Annotated in this window: 17 protein-coding genes; 2 read left to right on the forward strand and 15 right to left on the reverse strand. The window is 36.5% G+C overall.

The features are described from left to right. Positions 1–131 precede the first annotated feature (131 nt). Complete coding sequence (locus AC3G7N_RS01300; RefSeq protein ID WP_489420332.1) at positions 132–1,640, reverse strand: BCCT family transporter; 1,509 nt, start codon at positions 1,638–1,640, stop codon at positions 132–134. Between the two features lie 269 nt (positions 1,641–1,909). Between AC3G7N_RS01300 and AC3G7N_RS01305 the strand changes: the two genes are divergently transcribed. Next, complete coding sequence (locus AC3G7N_RS01305) at positions 1,910–2,104, forward strand: hypothetical protein (RefSeq protein WP_489420333.1); 195 nt, start codon at positions 1,910–1,912, stop codon at positions 2,102–2,104. 75 nt (positions 2,105–2,179) lie between these two features. On the opposite strand, the gene AC3G7N_RS01310 is transcribed toward AC3G7N_RS01305, so the two are convergent. The 12 genes from AC3G7N_RS01310 to AC3G7N_RS01365 all read right to left on the reverse strand — a co-directional run bounded on the left by AC3G7N_RS01310 (position 2,180) and on the right by AC3G7N_RS01365 (position 12,887). Next, entirely contained in the window at positions 2,180–2,401 is a 222-nt protein-coding gene (locus AC3G7N_RS01310) for a hypothetical protein (RefSeq protein WP_489420334.1), read from the reverse strand. A gap of 87 nt (positions 2,402–2,488) precedes the next feature. Further along, positions 2,489–3,073 (reverse strand): nitroreductase family protein, encoded by a 585-nt coding sequence (locus tag AC3G7N_RS01315; RefSeq protein WP_489420335.1) that lies wholly within the window; start codon positions 3,071–3,073, stop codon positions 2,489–2,491. Positions 3,074–3,279: 206 nt separating this feature from the next. Next, positions 3,280–4,626, reverse strand: coding sequence for a C40 family peptidase (locus AC3G7N_RS01320; protein WP_489420336.1), 1,347 nt, complete (start codon positions 4,624–4,626; stop codon positions 3,280–3,282). Between the two features lie 355 nt (positions 4,627–4,981). Then, a complete protein-coding gene (gene corA / locus AC3G7N_RS01325) occupies positions 4,982–5,932 on the reverse strand; it encodes a magnesium/cobalt transporter CorA (RefSeq protein WP_489420337.1) in 951 nt (316 codons plus the stop codon). Positions 5,933–6,315: 383 nt separating this feature from the next. Then, a complete protein-coding gene (gene aceA, locus AC3G7N_RS01330; protein ID WP_489420338.1) occupies positions 6,316–7,593 on the reverse strand; it encodes an isocitrate lyase in 1,278 nt (425 codons plus the stop codon). Between the two features lie 449 nt (positions 7,594–8,042). Continuing rightward, the gene (locus AC3G7N_RS01335; protein WP_489420339.1) at positions 8,043–8,675 is read right to left on the reverse strand and encodes a response regulator; all 633 of its coding nucleotides are present in this window, start codon (positions 8,673–8,675) and stop codon (positions 8,043–8,045) included. Beyond that, positions 8,668–9,711: a histidine kinase gene (locus tag AC3G7N_RS01340; RefSeq protein WP_489420340.1), complete on the reverse strand. Its 1,044-nt coding sequence runs from the start codon at positions 9,709–9,711 to the stop codon at positions 8,668–8,670. Before AC3G7N_RS01340 ends, AC3G7N_RS01335 begins: the two co-directional genes overlap by 8 nt. Beyond that, positions 9,708–10,439 carry a cell wall-active antibiotics response protein LiaF gene (gene liaF / locus AC3G7N_RS01345; RefSeq protein WP_489420341.1) on the reverse strand — a complete coding sequence of 244 codons (732 nt, stop codon included), beginning with the start codon at positions 10,437–10,439 and terminating at the stop codon, positions 9,708–9,710. The genes AC3G7N_RS01340 and liaF overlap by 4 nt, the downstream gene beginning before the upstream one ends. A gap of 96 nt (positions 10,440–10,535) precedes the next feature. After that, positions 10,536–11,177: a PspA/IM30 family protein gene (locus AC3G7N_RS01350; protein ID WP_489420342.1), complete on the reverse strand. Its 642-nt coding sequence runs from the start codon at positions 11,175–11,177 to the stop codon at positions 10,536–10,538. A gap of 19 nt (positions 11,178–11,196) precedes the next feature. Then, positions 11,197–11,550: a lmo0954 family membrane protein gene (locus tag AC3G7N_RS01355; protein WP_489420343.1), complete on the reverse strand. Its 354-nt coding sequence runs from the start codon at positions 11,548–11,550 to the stop codon at positions 11,197–11,199. Between the two features lie 312 nt (positions 11,551–11,862). After that, positions 11,863–12,207: a four-helix bundle copper-binding protein gene (locus tag AC3G7N_RS01360; protein ID WP_489420344.1), complete on the reverse strand. Its 345-nt coding sequence runs from the start codon at positions 12,205–12,207 to the stop codon at positions 11,863–11,865. 86 nt (positions 12,208–12,293) lie between these two features. Next, positions 12,294–12,887: a class I SAM-dependent methyltransferase gene (locus AC3G7N_RS01365; protein ID WP_489420345.1), complete on the reverse strand. Its 594-nt coding sequence runs from the start codon at positions 12,885–12,887 to the stop codon at positions 12,294–12,296. A gap of 111 nt (positions 12,888–12,998) precedes the next feature. Between AC3G7N_RS01365 and spoIIP the strand changes: the two genes are divergently transcribed. After that, entirely contained in the window at positions 12,999–14,165 is a 1,167-nt protein-coding gene (spoIIP, locus tag AC3G7N_RS01370; RefSeq protein WP_489420346.1) for a stage II sporulation protein P, read from the forward strand. Between the two features lie 80 nt (positions 14,166–14,245). On the opposite strand, the gene AC3G7N_RS01375 is transcribed toward spoIIP, so the two are convergent. Then, positions 14,246–14,812 carry a YdhK family protein gene (locus AC3G7N_RS01375; protein ID WP_489420347.1) on the reverse strand — a complete coding sequence of 189 codons (567 nt, stop codon included), beginning with the start codon at positions 14,810–14,812 and terminating at the stop codon, positions 14,246–14,248. A 25-nt stretch (positions 14,813–14,837) separates the two neighbouring features. Next, positions 14,838–16,886, reverse strand: a complete 2,049-nt coding sequence (locus AC3G7N_RS01380) for a heavy metal translocating P-type ATPase (RefSeq protein WP_489420348.1) — start codon at positions 16,884–16,886, stop codon at positions 14,838–14,840. Positions 16,887–16,943 lie beyond the last annotated feature (57 nt).

Raw genomic sequence — 16,943 nt, forward strand, 5'->3', positions numbered from 1 at the left:
ACGGAAGCGAACTGCTTATGTCTCGAGTGTCTAGGCGCTGGAGCTAGACAATTAATCGCCAAAATTTTATACTTTTTTTCTTTGCTCATAAAAAAAATACAGCTAAAGGGAGTCCTTTAGCTGCATGCAATTTAATCTCTATTCCTCGTTTTATTCGGAAGTTGTTCATCTTTAAGCATCCTTACAAACGATATGAGCATCAGTATTAATATAACGGTAAATGGTAACGCCGATACGAGCGATGCGGTTTGTAATGCATTTAACCCACCCGCTATTATCAACACTACTGCAATGGCGGTGATTAATATACCCCAAATTATTTTACCAGTAAGTCCCGGATTAAGACTTCCTTTTGATGTCATGCTACCCAATATAAATGTCGCTGAATCGGCTGATGTAACTAAGAAAGTAAAGATCAAGAATATAGCCAATACTGACATAATATCCGTAAGTGGTAAACCACCAAATGTCTTAAATAACGCTACTGCCAGATCATTATTGACCGCTTCTGCAATACCGGTACCATTATTCAAATCACTAAATAGCGCTGTGCCACCAAATGCAGCAATCCATAAACATGCAATTGCAGGTGGAACAATTAAGACGCCAACTACAAATTCTCGAATCGTCCTGCCTTTTGATACACGAGCCACAAATGCACCAACAAACGGTGACCATGCAATTGCCCAGGCCCAGTAGAAAATAGTCCAGTCACGTACCCACGTTCCACCTGAATAAGGCGATAGTCGTAAGCTGTATTGAATAAAGTTTGTGAAATAATCACCTAAGCCTAAAACAAATGTATTTAAAATAAAAACGGTAGGTCCGGTAAAAAATACAAAAACTAATAGTAATAAACAAAGTCCCAAGTTTAGATTACTTAAGTATTTAATCCCTTTGTTGAGTCCGGTGCTGGAGGAAAGTAAATATGTCAGCAACATAACACCAGCTATGGCAAGTTGTACCCACAATGAATCAGGCACGCCAAATACTGTTTTCAAGCCACCAGTCATTTGCAGGATACCTAACCCTAAGGAGGTTGCGACACCCATAACGGTCGCAATTACAGCTAATGAATCAATCGTAGTTGCAATACTTTTATTTTTACCTATCACAGGTTTAATGGATGACGATATTAATCCTTTTTTCCCTTTCTTAAATTGCAAGAAGGCAATTACGAGTCCTACAATTGCGAAAACTGACCACTGACTAACGCCCCAGTGGAAAAAGGCATACCCCATTGCCACTCTCGCTGCTTCTTCTGTTTGTCCTTCTAATCCGGGAAAAGGTGTATTGAAAAAATGACTCATTGGTTCTGCAACACCCCAGAATACCAATCCTGCACCAAATCCAGCGGAAAACAGCATTCCAATCCAAGTGAAAAATGGGTACTCAGGTCTGGAATTTGCTGGTCCGAGTCTAATTTTTCCGTATTTCGTAATGGATATCCCAAATAAAAATAATACAAAAATGAATACTGCTAACAGATAAAACCAGCCAAAGTTAATGGTTGTGAAGCTAAATAATGTTTCAGCACCAGTCTTAAATTTTTCTGGCCAAACTGCACCGAATATTACTAAAAAAGTAACAATAATTACTGAGATAAAAAATACGGGATTTTTGTATGTATGTTTTTCCATAACAAGTCCTTTCCATAACATAAGTTTGTTTTCATAAGTAAGTTTAGACACGCGTGAATTAAGTAGTTTTACCATATAAAGGATTAACATATTTAGTATAACCGTTTTCATTATGAGTTAAACTTGTAATTAACTAACTAATTTCTTGTTTTATTAAGATTGTAACCAAACCAGACTAAAGCTAATGATAATAATGTTTCGCAATCCAATACACTGCATGCAAACCAAAATACTATATTAATACCAAAGATAAAAGCGGATCCATTGCTGTGGCATCAATTACGATTGTATGCGCTGTTATAACTTTTAATGAATCTGAACCGGTTGCAGCGCTTGTGGCTATTGTATCGATAGTTGTGACAAAAACAATGGATAGTACTTGGAAAACAAGTAGGAATAAAAGTAATGGAACAATCGATTTTGTGTTTACAAAAAGAAGAAATCCGCCAAGTAAAGGTACATAAAGTAAATTATTTTTTGCGGAAAGGGAATCAAGTTTCCTTCCAACAACGTGTGCCAGAAAAGGGTCCCAAGCCCAGCTAACTTAAAGTTATCGCAAACAAACCAAAAACGATGAAGCCCATAACGAAACCAGTTAGTAAAATAATCCAAATATAAGTGGGAAAACCTAGATTCCAACTTTTAGCTTGAGTAGTTTCTGCGATCAGCATCATAGAATCACCAATAATTGCGATTGCAGTTAGCATAGCTATACCGATTACGCGCTTTTTAGCAGTCATTTTGTGTTCCCAATTCACCAATTCTATAAAACTAAAATATTAGGATACTGGCAATTAAAGCACAATAAAAAGAGCGCATCTTAATAGCTGATGCCCTCCACAAATAATTTATTCTTTAGTAAACGTACCTTCCGAAATGAATGTATCTACTTCTTTACGATTAGAAGGCTTTTCCCGTTCATGGAACTTTTCTTCCAGTAATTCTTTCTCACCTTTATAGCCAAGTGCAATAATAGCTTGTATTGCATAATTGTCTGGAACCTGTAATACTTCTCTTGCTTTATCCCTATCGAAACCACCCATGCCATGTGTGATTAATCCTTTACGAGTTGCTTCTAACGCCAGGTAACCCCAAGCAGCTCCAGTATCAAAAGCGTGTGTTACGTTATCGCCAAATCGTTCTGAATCCATTTTCGAAGTAATAGCAATTAACACAGGTGCATTTTTACACCATTCCACATTGTTATCGAAAATAAACGAATGAAATTTCGCTCGGTCCTCATCATTACGTGCCACTACAAAATGCCATGGCTGCATGTTTGCCGCAGAAGGTGCCCATCTTGCTGCTTCAAATATACTATGAATAACACTTTCTGGTACTTCTTTATTTAAAAATGAACGTGGTGACCATCTTTGCAAATAAATTGGATCAATATCATGAGTTGCAGTACGATGTTTTTGTACATTATTCATAAAAATAACTCCTTTTTCATATGATTGTCATAGGTTGAATTTCCACGGATAATTATACATTAAATACTTACTAAAAGATACTCTTTTACTTTTAGTAATTAATAAAAGCTAAAGGCTAAAGTCAAACCAGGTTTCAAAATAGTTATAATGGGAATATTTAAAAAAAGACCTACCTCATTTTAAGAGATAGATCTTTGACTTATTATTTATCTTACGCGACGAACATGTCCTTCAAATTCATCTGCCCAATAACCACTAGTCATATTTGCAACTGCTAACCCAGTTGAGTTTTGTGCACCAATAAACTTGCCTCCACCCACGTAAATTCCTACATGGCCATTGGTTTTATACGTATCAAAGAATACTAGATCTCCTGGTTGTATATTGCTATATGAAACTTTCTGTCCAACATTTTGCAGTCCAGACGTACTTGAAGGAACTGAAATTCCACCTTGTCTAAATGCCCAAGCTATAAATCCAGAACAATCAAACCCACTTGGACTTTCACCATTCCATACATATGGCGTACCAAGATGTGGATATCCTGCGTTGATTGCAGTGCTTATTCCACCACCTGGAGCTGGAGCAACTGACTTATTTGCTTTAGATTCTTTCTTTTTTGTATCGTTTGAACTTTGTTTAGAACTTTCATTGCTAGTAGAAGAAGCATTTGAGCTTTCACTACCAAGTGTAGCTAACTCACTGGAATTACTATCGTTTGAAGAAGTTTGTCCATCTTCAGTAGAAGCCTCTTCAGCCTCAGCAATTGCACGTTCACGTTCTATGCTTTTTTGGGCAATATTTTGATTAACTTCTGCTTCAATTACTGCTAGTGAACCATCTTTTATTTCTAAGTCTTCTTTCATTACTTCTAGATCTTGTTTTTTGTTTTTTAACGCTTCTTTTGCTTCGCCGTTTTGTTCTTTTTGTACTAAAATTGTTTCTTCCATACCTTCAAGTTCCACTTTCATATCTTGTAAAGCAGTCAATTTTTTTTCAATTTTCCCTTGTTTATCTTCTACTTCGCTTTTAGCCTTTTCCTGTTCTTTCATTAACTCAGCGTCTGCATTTGTAATTTTATTTACTGCTGACACGCGGCTTATTAATTCTCCAAAACTTTTGGATCCAAAAATGACATCCATATATCCGATGTCCCCACCGCTTTTTTGGTAGGACACAATGCGGTCTTCCAAAACTTCATATCTTGCTTCTATTTCTTTTTCCAAATCCTTGATCTCGTCTTCTAATGCTTTAACTCCTGCTTTTTTATCTTCAATTTTATTTTTTGTTTCACTCAATTTTTGTTGATTTTGTTTTAATGCACTATCTACTTGTTCTATCTTTTCATTAAGTTTCTTTAAATCTACCATTATTTCTACTAATTTTGATTCTGCTACTGATAGATTCGCTTGAACAGCGGATCGTTCGCTTTGTATTTCTGATTGCTTGTTTTTTAGATCTGCTGCCGTTTCTGCTAGTACTGTGTTATTTACGAACATGCTCCCTAAACCAACCACCGCCACAGTAGTTAGAGTTATTATCGATTTTTTCAATTGATATTCCCCGCTTCCCCTATTTCACACCTGTATGTTTGTTTTCTCTATGTCTAGTATTTATGTATGTAAGGTGATCTATATTTTTTATATTATGTATTCTGATATTATTTTCTTAGGCAATTAGTAGTATATCATTCAAAAATGACATGAATGTAATAGTTATATTACAATTATGTTTCAATTGTGATAGAATTCCCTCTTTTATTACATATTTTGTAAAAATTATGGAATATAAAAAGGTTTACTAAACTAGTTGCGCGATTCTGATCTAGACATAGACGGGGCATAGGCTCCTTACATTCTAAAATGTAAAAAAGTTTACCTATCGTTTAAAATAGGTAAACTTTTTTCATTAATCAAACCATCCTTTTTTTCGAAACCAAAGGTACATACCGAGGGAAATACTAAGCATTATGACCCAAATGACAAAATACCCATACTTCTCATCAAGCTCTGGCATAAATGTGAAGTTCATCCCATAAATGCCAACAATAAATGTTAAAGGCATGAAAATTACGGAGATAACAGTAAGTACTTGCATCGTTCGATTGGTTTGTTGTGCATTTAAAGACAAATAACTATCTCTAATGTCTTGTGTCAATTCCCGATTTGATGCAACCATGTCTGCTACTTTAATTAAATGGTCATGTATATCCGCGAAATATTCCTTCCGTTCCTGGACCCCGTCTAAATGATGTGAATTCAAAATACGGTACAATAAATCTCGCATCGGATGTACCATTTGACGTAGCTTTAATAGTTCTCCACGCCGATCGAATAATTGCTCTAATAAATTTTCCATCGACAATTTTTTTGTATTGTCCTCAATTTCATTAATATGGTCCTCAATTGTATAAACGATAGGGAAATACTCATCTACAACAAAATCCAGTAATTGATAGAAAACGTAATATTCATCATATGAATGATTGTTATCTTTTCTTTTCAGCAAACTTTTCACTAATTCTGTATACGATGATTGCTGTTTGTGATAGGTTACAATAAAATTATCTCCCATAAAAATATCTATTTCTTTTTTTGTTAATGATTGTTTTTCCACCGAATGAATAACAAAAAATGTGTGATCCTCATAATAATCAAGCTTAGGACGCTGTAATTCATGGATACAATCTTCAATTGCTAAAGGGTGAAACTGAAAATATACCTCCAGAAGCTTTGTTTCAATATCAGTTGGACTTTCAAAGTCAACCCAGTACCAGTCATATGCATGATTATTAAGATCGTCAAGTGTAATTTCTTCAATGCGCTCTACATTTTGTTTTTGTGCTAATATCGTAATCATCGACTCATACTTTCTAAAATAGTTTTATATTACCTTCTTTTACCCTATTCGACAGATTTTTACTCCACAATTTTCTTGAATTACTGATATAAAGGTGAAAGTTGCCGGTGAATCATGGTCAAATACTGATGGAAGTCCCGAAGTTGCTGATGAATCACGTTAAAATGCTGATGCAACCACCTGACAATTAAGAAAAACTCAGGGCGCCTTGAAAGACACGACAAGCATAAGCAGAGCGGTGCAGTGTGGATGGGTTTCCTTGAGCGGAAGCGAACTGCTTATGTCTCGAGTGTCTAGTCGCTGGACCTAGACAGACTTTCGTTTATACTTTCTTTACAATTTAAAAAGGACTTGCTAACACAAGCCCCCAATCAAAGACAATATTATTTCGAAAACTGTTCTGCTTCCGTTGAATTCTTTAAGGCTGTAGTAGATGAGGTACCACCTGAAATAACCTGTGCTACTTCATCAAAGTAACCTGTTCCTACTTCACGTTGATGGCGTGTTGCGCTATACCCATATTTTTCACTAGCAAATTCAGCTTGTTGCAATTCTGAATATGCTGCCATTCCCCCGTCCTTATACTTCCGAGCGAGTTCAAACATACTATGGTTCAGTGCATGGAAACCAGCTAATGTAACAAACTGAAACTTATACCCCATTTCCCCCAATTCTTTTTGAAAAGTTGCTATTTCTTTATCTGATAGTTTGCTTTTCCAATTAAATGACGGGGAACAATTATAAGCTAACAATTTATTTGGATATCTTTCATGAATGGCATCAGCAAATTGTTTTGCTTCTTTTAAATTGGGTTCAGACGTTTCACACCAAATCAAGTCGGCATAAGGCGCGTACGCTAATCCACGGGCGATTGCCTGGTCAATTCCGGCTTTTGTTTTATAAAACCCTTCTTGTGTACGTTCACCTGTAATGAACGTGTTATCTTGTGGATCAAAATCACTTGTGATTAAATCCGCTGCATTTGCATCGGTTCGTGCTATGACAAGTGTCGGAGTCCCCATCACATCAGCTGCAAAACGTGCAGCAATTAAGTTCCGAACAGCTGTCTGTGTTGGTAATAATACTTTTCCACCGAGATGCCCACACTTTTTCTCTGAGGACAATTGGTCTTCAAAGTGTACCGCTGCTGCCCCTGATTCAATCATGGATTTCATCAATTCAAATACGTTTAATTGACCACCAAACCCTGCCTCAGCATCGGCAATAATGGGTGCAAACCAATCAATTTCTCCATTACCTTCTGCAAAGTGTATTTGATCAGCGCGTTGCAATGCTTGATTAATCCGCTTCACAACTTGTGGAACACTATTTACAGGATATAGGCTCTGATCAGGGTACATATGACCTGCCAAGTTGGCATCTGCAGCAACTTGCCAACCACTTAAGTAAATGGCTTTAAGGCCGCCTTTTACCTGTTGAACAGCTTGATTTCCTGTTAAAGCACCTAGCGCATTCACATACTCCTCTGTGTTGATAAGATTCCACAGTTTTTCTGCCCCCTTTCTAGCAAGTGTATGTTCAATATCAACTGATCCCCGTAACCTGATAACATCTTCCGCTGTGTATGGCCGCTCCACTCCTACCCATCGTAAATCACTTTTCCATCTATCCTTTAAGTTACTGACACGATTTTGCTCCATTCCAATTTCCCCCTTGGATTAAATAGATTATATGCCGGAATAATTAAGAACTTAGTGACCGTTTTCTTCACCAATTAGCTGATAAAATAGATCCATTGCTATTTTTAAACTTCCCTTCAAAAGTTTTATACCTTTTATTCCTTGTAGTACACACTGTTATGATACAGTATATAATAATTTTATTGTTATAGTACAATAAACCCAAAAAAATTTACTCTTCTTTCTTAGATAAACAGTATTCACACTCAAGCATGTAGTTCTTTACGTCAATGTTATCCCCACACTGCTGACACTTAGTGTTCATCAAATTCCCACCTCTTTTATATAACAGTTTAGTTTATTGTGTTTCTGTTATAAAACAGTCTATGCTATTGGTTTAAAAAATGCAACCCTTTTTTCAAAAAAATGAAAAAACAGTTCAAGTCGATAACCAACCTGAACTGTTTTTTCTATTTCACCAGATCATGCTTAAACGCATAAATGACTGCCTGGGTACGATCTTGAACCTCAAGTTTACCTAATATATTGCTGACGTGTACTTTTACCGTTTTTAATGCGATAAATAACAAGTCAGCAATTTCCTGATTTGTTTTTCCCTGTGCTATTAACATTAAAATTTCCATTTCTCTGCTTGTCAGCTGTTCATGCAACTGATCAACTGGCTGTGTCCGCATTCTGGTCATTATTTTTCCAGTCACTTCAGGTTCTAAAATAGATTGCCCTCCAAAAGTAGAACGTATTGCTTTAGCAATTTCACTAGCTTTTGAAGTTTTCAACATATAACTTGTAGCTCCTGCTTCGAGAGCGGGATATACTTTTTCATCATCGATAAAGCTTGTAACAATTATAACCTTTGCTTCTGGCCATTGTTCAATAATTTGCTTCGTTGCTTCAATACCGTCCATTTCTTTCATGACCAGGTCCATTAAAATGATATCGGGTTTTAAAGCCAAAGCCATTTCAACTGCTTCACCGCCATCATCCGCTTCTGCCACCACCTCAATATCGGCTTGCGCGGATAAATAGGCTGTCACCCCAATTCTGACCATTTCATGATCATCCGCAAATAACACTTTAATCATTGTTTTCACCTTCTTTTTTCAAGCGTGGAATTTTCACCTCTACTCGAGTTCCTTCATTTGGTAGACTGATAATTTTACAAGTTCCACCAACTTCGCTCGCTCTTTCGCTCATATTTTGCACGCCATATGAGCTTGTACGGACTTTTTCGACATCAAATCCTATTCCATTATCCTCTATTCGTAAAATAGCTGTATCGTCCCGTTCAATTAATAATGCATGTAAAGTCGTAGCTTTAGCATGCCGCAATGTATTGGATACAGACTCTTGTAGAATTCGAAATAGCTGATCTTCAATTCCTTTTTCAACGGTGAATTTTTCTATTTTCCATTCAATCTCCATTGGAACCTTCTGCCTTAATTCAAGCAATAATTCCTGGGCGCCTTCTTGTAGCGATTTACCTTTTAATGCGACTGGCCTGAGATGTAGTAATAAAGCTCTCATTTCTAACTGGGACTGATGGATCATCTTTTCCACCATACGAAGTTGTTGTTTACCAGTCTCTATATCTGGTAAATCATTTTCATTTATTGCTGACATCATCATGGATGCTGCAAATAATTGTTGACTAACAGAATCATGTAATTCTCTCGCAAGGCGATTTCTTTCCTGCACAACTACTTCCTGGAGACTTTTTTCCCGTTCATTCGCTCTTTCTGTCACCATTCGCTGGGAATGTTCCGCTTGCAACCTGAATTTTTCTTGTACCTGTTCCATCCGTTGTTGAATTGTGTTTAATTCTTTATGGGGTTCCTCTTCCATTGTCAGTTTTTGGCCTTTGACTATTTCGTCCAACTGCCGATCAATTCGATGGAGTCGTTGCCGCCAATAAAATCCTGTAGATACACCTATTATAAACCCAGCAACAACAGGGATAATAAAAACCAATAACAAGTAAGAAAAATTCGCAATTTCCTGATTTTTAAGTAATGACCAACTATCTAAAGGAAAGGTAATCAGTGTTACACCAATCACCATAAATGATATAAATACACTGAATAAAACCGCTGTGATAACGTGACGCATCATTATATTCATATCCGCTTCACCTCGATGTCTCCAGACAGTAAAGACGTAATGATTTTGACTTGAGGATAAGTAGATTCATACTTCTCTGTTCTATATAATAAAGATTGATTCATCAATTTCTGGTGATGGAGGCCAAAAATATGTGCACGCCCAAATACCGAACTATGGTGTATGCTAACTTCTACTTCATACGGAATATAAATTTCAATATTACCAACAAGGTGACGAATCGAAATGACAGCCGTTTCATCTTGTAAAACGGTATTGCTTAGGTCGATGACTCTGTCACCAAAAGCTCCATGTATATTGATATCGTGCCATTGATACGCTTGGTCCATGGTTTCCTGATCCCCAAATACTTTATGATTAAATAAGGCTTTCGTTTTAATGATTGTTTCTTGGTTAACATCTTCTTGTGAAGTAATGCCAGGTTGAATATGATCAGGTTCTTTTTTAGACTTAGAATAATTGACAATGAATAATAGGATACCTGCTATAATAAGAAATCTGATAGCCATCATATTAAAAACAGCAAACGCTAGACCAATGATGCCGATCCAAAAGAAAATTTTCCCCCATAGTCTATAAAACCTTTTCCAACCAATATATATAAATAAACCAAAAAACAAGGCAGATATGATCATGCCTCCACCAAAAAAGGTTATTTCTATGATAAAGAGGATCACCCCAATAATTAATATCCAGTTTAATGTATCTGTTGATAATCTCTGAAACATAAGGTGACCCCCTTTTGTTTATGTAATAAAAAGACGCAGAGTACTGCGCCTGCTTTAGTATATCATTTTTTCATAAAAAGCTGCATATGAAAAATTTTAGTTTTTATCAGCTTTTTTGTCTGTGTTCATTTCTTTTTCAAGCTTTTCAATCTTACTGTCAAACGTGTTTCGATAGTAAGAACTATTAACTTTAAACTCTAAGTCTTCAATATAGCGCTCCATTTCAGTAAATCGAGCTATTGGTTTATCTGAAGAGCCTTCTACAGCACGATTTAGTTGATGATTTGCATGTGCTACATTTTCACGGCCCATTAACTCCATGCGACGCAAATGCATATCCTTTAGTTTGTACTTCATTTCTTCGTATTTTTGTTCAAGCATTTCTAGTTGTTCAACAGACTCTTCGCGAGAGGATTTTAATCTATTTGCTCTTGATTGATAATCTTCGTGCTCTTTCATTGCAAATTCACGCATTTCATTCTCGCCTGCGTTTTCAGCAATATTAGCTTGCTTCAAGCGCTTATCAGCAAAATCCTGTGCCTTATGATATTCACTTGTGAATTCATCTTTCAATCGATATTGACGCTCTACAAGCTTTCTTACTTTTTCCTTTTCTTGCTCACTCTGACGTAGATATTGATTTAACGCAGCTATCGGATTCTTTTGTTCTTTTTGATCGATCATATTGTGAAGATCTGCTGAAATGGAATCCTTCATTCGTGTAAATACGTTTGTCATATTACTTCTCTCCTCATTTTTAATTATTTAATTCGGCCCATTGTCTCTCGAAATTCTTAAATGGATCATCTTCTACCACTGTTTGTTCATGTGATTCATGCTTATCGCTTTTCCAATTCTTGATAATTAAGTACAACACAATTGCTGCAGCAACACCAATCACAGCATAGATATTAGAAAGACCAATACTAATCACAACAAGGCCTGCAACAACCCAACCGATTTTTCCAATTGTTGAATCGCTTTTGATAAATTGCTTAAATATTACATAAAGCAACCAGACGCTGATACCTAATAAAATTATTGGTCCGAGCATCGAAAGTAGAATCAATAAAGCGACTAAACCTCCAATAAACAACATAAACTTTTTCATTTGTTCTGCCTCCTTCCTTTTATCTTATATTCATCATACCGATTATCTGAATTTCGTATAATGAGCCTGAGCCATATCTTTTACTAAGACCTAAGGCTTATTTTTTCATAAAAAAACGGTGTGGATTCTCTAGAGAATCCACACCTGTTTTTTTATGATTCATTGGTCTAACATATTTTGGAAATGCTGATAAGTATTCACTTGATCTTATTATCACTATACTCTATGAAAATGAATTAAAAATGTTCAAACATAAAAAAGGAGATAGCTGTACTAACAAAACAGCAGTCTCCTAATTTTCATGTGTACATATTAACCAGCCATTTTATGGCATTCTTCTGCACATTGTTGACATATTTTCGCGCATTCTTGACAGTGTGTATCTTTCATTTGGCCACATTCTGAAGCACATTGCTCGCAAATCGTTGCACATAGACCACACAATTGTACTGAAAATGAACTATTACGCGACATGAATTGTGTTGATTGATTGCAAATATCTGCACAGTCATTTAATGTTTGAATACATTTAATCCTTGCTTGCACATCAGGTTCTTGCAAACAGGCTGTTAGACATTCTTCACATGCTCTTAGACATTTCACGCACGCTTCAATACACGAATCCATATTAGCTGGTGATGTTGATAATACTCCCAATCCAGTCCCTCCTTTTTATCGATAGATTTGCTAGATAATTTGCCCATTCCGATCACATTTATACTCATGTTAATTAGCTTCTAGGACTATTTGTCATTAATCGCTTCGACAGTTACAAAAAGACCTTTATAATAGTAATCTACATGCTTGATTTCCATCCGAGTTCGGTTCAGCGATTCTAATGTATCACGATTTAAATGACATCCATCACAGACCTTCTTCCATAGTGGTGTCAGTACATCTTGCACTTTCGCCAAGGGTTTATGGTCCATTCTGACATGCTCAAAAAGTAAAATTTTAGCCCCTGGTTTACTAACTCTTTTGATTTCCTCAAGTGCTTTACCGGGATCTGGAATGGTACAGAAAACAAGCGTTGCTACCACGGTATCAAAGGTATTATCGTCAAATGGAAGCCTTTCCGCTTCGGCTGAATATATTCGAATTTGATTTTGAGATCCACTTATATGTTTAAGTGATAGCTCTCTCATTAAAGGGTTAGGCTCAATCGCATCTATCTGATCAACATTCTTATAAAAAGGGAAATTAACTCCTGAACCTGAACCGACCTCCAACACCCTACCTACTGCCCTGGCTATAAAGATAGTTCTTATTTTTCTAAACTTGGTTCGTTCAAGAGGCTTCATTGCTGTATCGTAAACCCTCGGAAACCATTTTCCCATTTACGTATTCACCTCTTTAATCTTGAAACTGTGCTGTTTAAATTAGTGTAACATCAAATTAACTTCTATTCTTGTTACTATCTTCATAGATACAAATAGAGGTGATAAAAAATGAAGCATACAAATACTATAAAAAGCACTAAAAACCTTATTATACTTACTTTAGGTAGTTTTATAATGATATTTGCAACAACGGTATTTATTAGCACACCTTCTGTACATATTAAAATATTGCAATTCAAAAGCCTTGAACATATGGTAAATTCAGAACCCTTTACAAATACATTTCTTTTTTTAATAGGAGAAGAAATCCCTCAATTTAAGGACTCGTTAAGCGGTGAACTTAAACCCCCTTCTTTATCTAAATTAGCCTTAGAGACTGTGACTGGAATTAAAACTAACAACATAACTACATTACTCATGCAAGAACTGCCAGGATTCAATTTAGCTAATACCGAGATTTATATTGCAGGGGAGGGATCGGATTATTCAAATTTACCACAGGAATCACCTCCACCAAATTTTGAGGAATTACTTAAAGATGAAGATTCGAATGAAGAAAAAACAGTAGACACGACTAAAGAGGATTCAAATGAAACAAATAACCAAGACAATAATCAACAGAACCCTTCTGTTTTTGTTTATCATTCTCATAGTTGGGAAGGATATCTACCTTTAATAGATGAAGATGTTAAACCGAGTGATTCTTCATCTATTGATAATAATGAAAATGTGGTTCTTGTTGGTTCACTGTTATCTAAGAAATTTGAAGAATATGGGATTAATACTTTCCATAATCAAACAAATGTAGCGAAAGATTTAAGGGATAATGGATGGGATTATGGTAATTCCTATGCTTTATCTCGAAAGTATGTTGAAACTGCTGCATCACAACATTCAACAATTGAATACTATATCGATATTCACAGGGATTCAGCCAGAAAAACAAGCACAACTACTACTATTAATGGAAAGAGTTATGCAAGGCTCTATTTTGTGGTTGGTCAGGCGCACGAAAATCACGAGGCAAATTTACTGTTTGCAAAAAAAATCCATGAAAAAATGGAAGAAAAATATCCAGGATTGAGTAAAGGGATTTATGTTAAAACAAAATCTGAAGGCAACGGGGTTTATAACCAAGATATTTCGAACAAGTCACTTTTATTAGAAGTAGGAGGTATCGATAACAACAAAAGTGAACTTAGTAATACAGTTGATGCTTTCGCAGATGTATTCAAAGGGGTTTATGAAGGTGTTGTAGAGGTTAATGCCCCATAAATTAGCGATTATAGACATAGTGGCCCTTTTACACCAATCTTTGTTAATAGGTATTTGAAAGGGCCAAACTTGTTTTGCATTTATTCAGTCGATAGTTCACTACCGGTTACCCATTTATGATTTGTTACCTTATCTCCACCAGTAGTTGGAGTGTAATCAATCATATAGACAGTCGTTTGTTTGGCTAAATCTATTTCAGCAGTCGCACCGTCCATCCCTTTCATATGAGAGGCATTTATTGTAACTTCTTTTCCAGCCTCCACCGTTTCTTCACCAGTGTCTACAATTTCTTCCTGTATAACCCATTTATGATTTGTTACCCTTTCCCCACCAGTTGTTGGGGTATAAGAAATAGCGTAGGCGGTAGTATCATACGCTCCTACAATTGTAGCTTCAGCACCCTTCATTCCTTCCATATGGTCGCTTGTAACAATGGCTTGGTCTCCAACTTCATAGTTTGGATTTTCTGCAACTGCTAAGTCTTTAGGGACTTTTCCAGAGCTGGAATGATCCATACCTTCGTGACTGGAATCCATATTCTCATCATTTTCTTTCTGACCCGTTTCTTCATTATCGTTGCCACATGCGGCTAGCATTAATGTGGCAACAATCACTAAAATACCTATTAAAAATTTTTTACTTTTCATTTTAATCCTCCTCGAAGTTTTTCTTTTATTGCTTTTCGTACTTAAACAAACGCGCATTAATCGCTACAACTACTGTACTTAGTGACATAAGAAGTGCACCAACTGCAGGACTTAGCACAATACCTATAGGGAACAATATTCCAGCTGCTAATGGGATAGCGATAATATTATATCCTGCTGCCCACCACAAATTTTGGATCATTTTTCGATAGGTAGCTTTTGATAAATCTAAAATATTAACTACATCTTTAGGATTGCTTTCGACCAGAACAATATCTGCGGTTTCCATGGCTACATCTGTTCCAGCACCGATTGCAATTCCTAGGTCTGCATTTGCTAAAGCAGGTGCATCATTTACTCCATCCCCAGTCATCGCGACGCGTTTCCCATCTTTTTGAACCTTCTTCACAAAATCAGCCTTTTCATCAGGAAGAACCTCAGCGGTAATAGCGTCGAGATTTAATTCCTTACCAACCCATTGCGCAACTTTTTGGCTGTCACCAGTTAACATCATTGATTCAACATTCATTGATTTAAGCTGAGCAATCGCTTCCTTGGAACTTTCTTTTATTTGATCGGCTAACGCAACAAAACCTTCCAGTTTATCGTTAATTAAAAGAAAAGATATCGTTTTTCCTTCTGCACTTAAAGGTTGAAATTCGGATTCATCAAAATCAATTTGCTCATCTTTTAAATAACCAGGACTAACTACCTTTACGCTTTTATTATCTACTTCACCTTGTATACCCTTACCAGTTAATGATTCAAATTCATTTGGCTGTGGGAAGTCGATATTTTGCTCTTTGGCATAATTAACAATTCCCCTAGCAATTGGATGTTCTGATTGTGATTCAAGTGAAGCTGTAAATTTTACAATCTCTTCTTTACCTAAATCACCACTAGAAACAACATCACTAACACCAAATTCACCCAATGTCAGGGTTCCTGTCTTATCAAATATGACAGTGTCTATGTTCCTCGCTTCTTCAAAACTCGACCGCTTCCGAATGAGCAATCCACTTTTTGCGGCAAGTGTTGTTGATTTCGCGACAACTAATGGTGCTGCGAGTCCAAGCGCATGAGGACATGCAATAACCATTACAGTTACCGTCCGCTCAAGAGCATAACTCAAAGATGGCCCAACGAAAATCCAAATAATAAATGTGACAGCCCCAGCCGCCATTGCAACATAAAACAACCACTTTGCCATCCGATCCGAAAGGTCTTGTGTATGGGATCTTGATGCTTGTGCTTCACGAACCATCGTGATCACCTGAGATAAGTAGCTTTCTTCACCTGTTTTCTCAATGGAAATGGTTAGTGATCCTTCCCCATTGACGGATCCACCAATTACCTCTTCGTCTATTTCTTTTAAAACGGGGAGCGATTCACCCGTCAACATCGATTCATCTATCTCTGATCGGCCCTTTTTAATAATACCATCAGCAGGGATTTTTTCACCTGGTTTAATCAATACCAAATCACCGTTTTTCAGATCCGTCACTTTTACTTCTTCTGTTTCTTCGTCTTCATTAATCCGATGAGCGGTGTTCGGCATCAGCTCTACTAATTTCTCAAGTGATGAGGTAGCACTCATTACTGATTTCATCTCAATCCAATGGCCGATCAACATAATGTCGATTAGAGTGGCTAACTCCCAGAAAAAATTACGGCCTTCGACTCCAAATACAGTCAACGAACTGTAACCATAGGCCACTATGATTGCCATAGCGATTAATGTCATCATTCCAGGTTCTTTTTGTTTAACCTCATCAATCATCCCTTTAAGAAACGGCCATCCACCATGAAAAAATACAATGGTCGATAATCCAAAAAGAATATATAAATCACCCGTAAAGCGTAAGTTCACATGTACTGCGTCTTGAATCATTGGTGACAATACTAGAATCGGTATCGTCAATATCAATGAAATATAAAATCGCTTCTTAAAATCTTCCATCATATGCGCATGATGGTCATGGTGGTTGTGTTCACTATGATGATTGTTTTCGTCATGTTCCTCATGACCTTGCTTATGTTGACGTTCATGACTATGATTGTTATGTTTACTCATCCAATTCCTCCTCTCATTTATCACTTTATACCCTATACGGGTATTAAATAAACAGAT

The organism is Virgibacillus carmonensis (assembly GCF_057836705.1).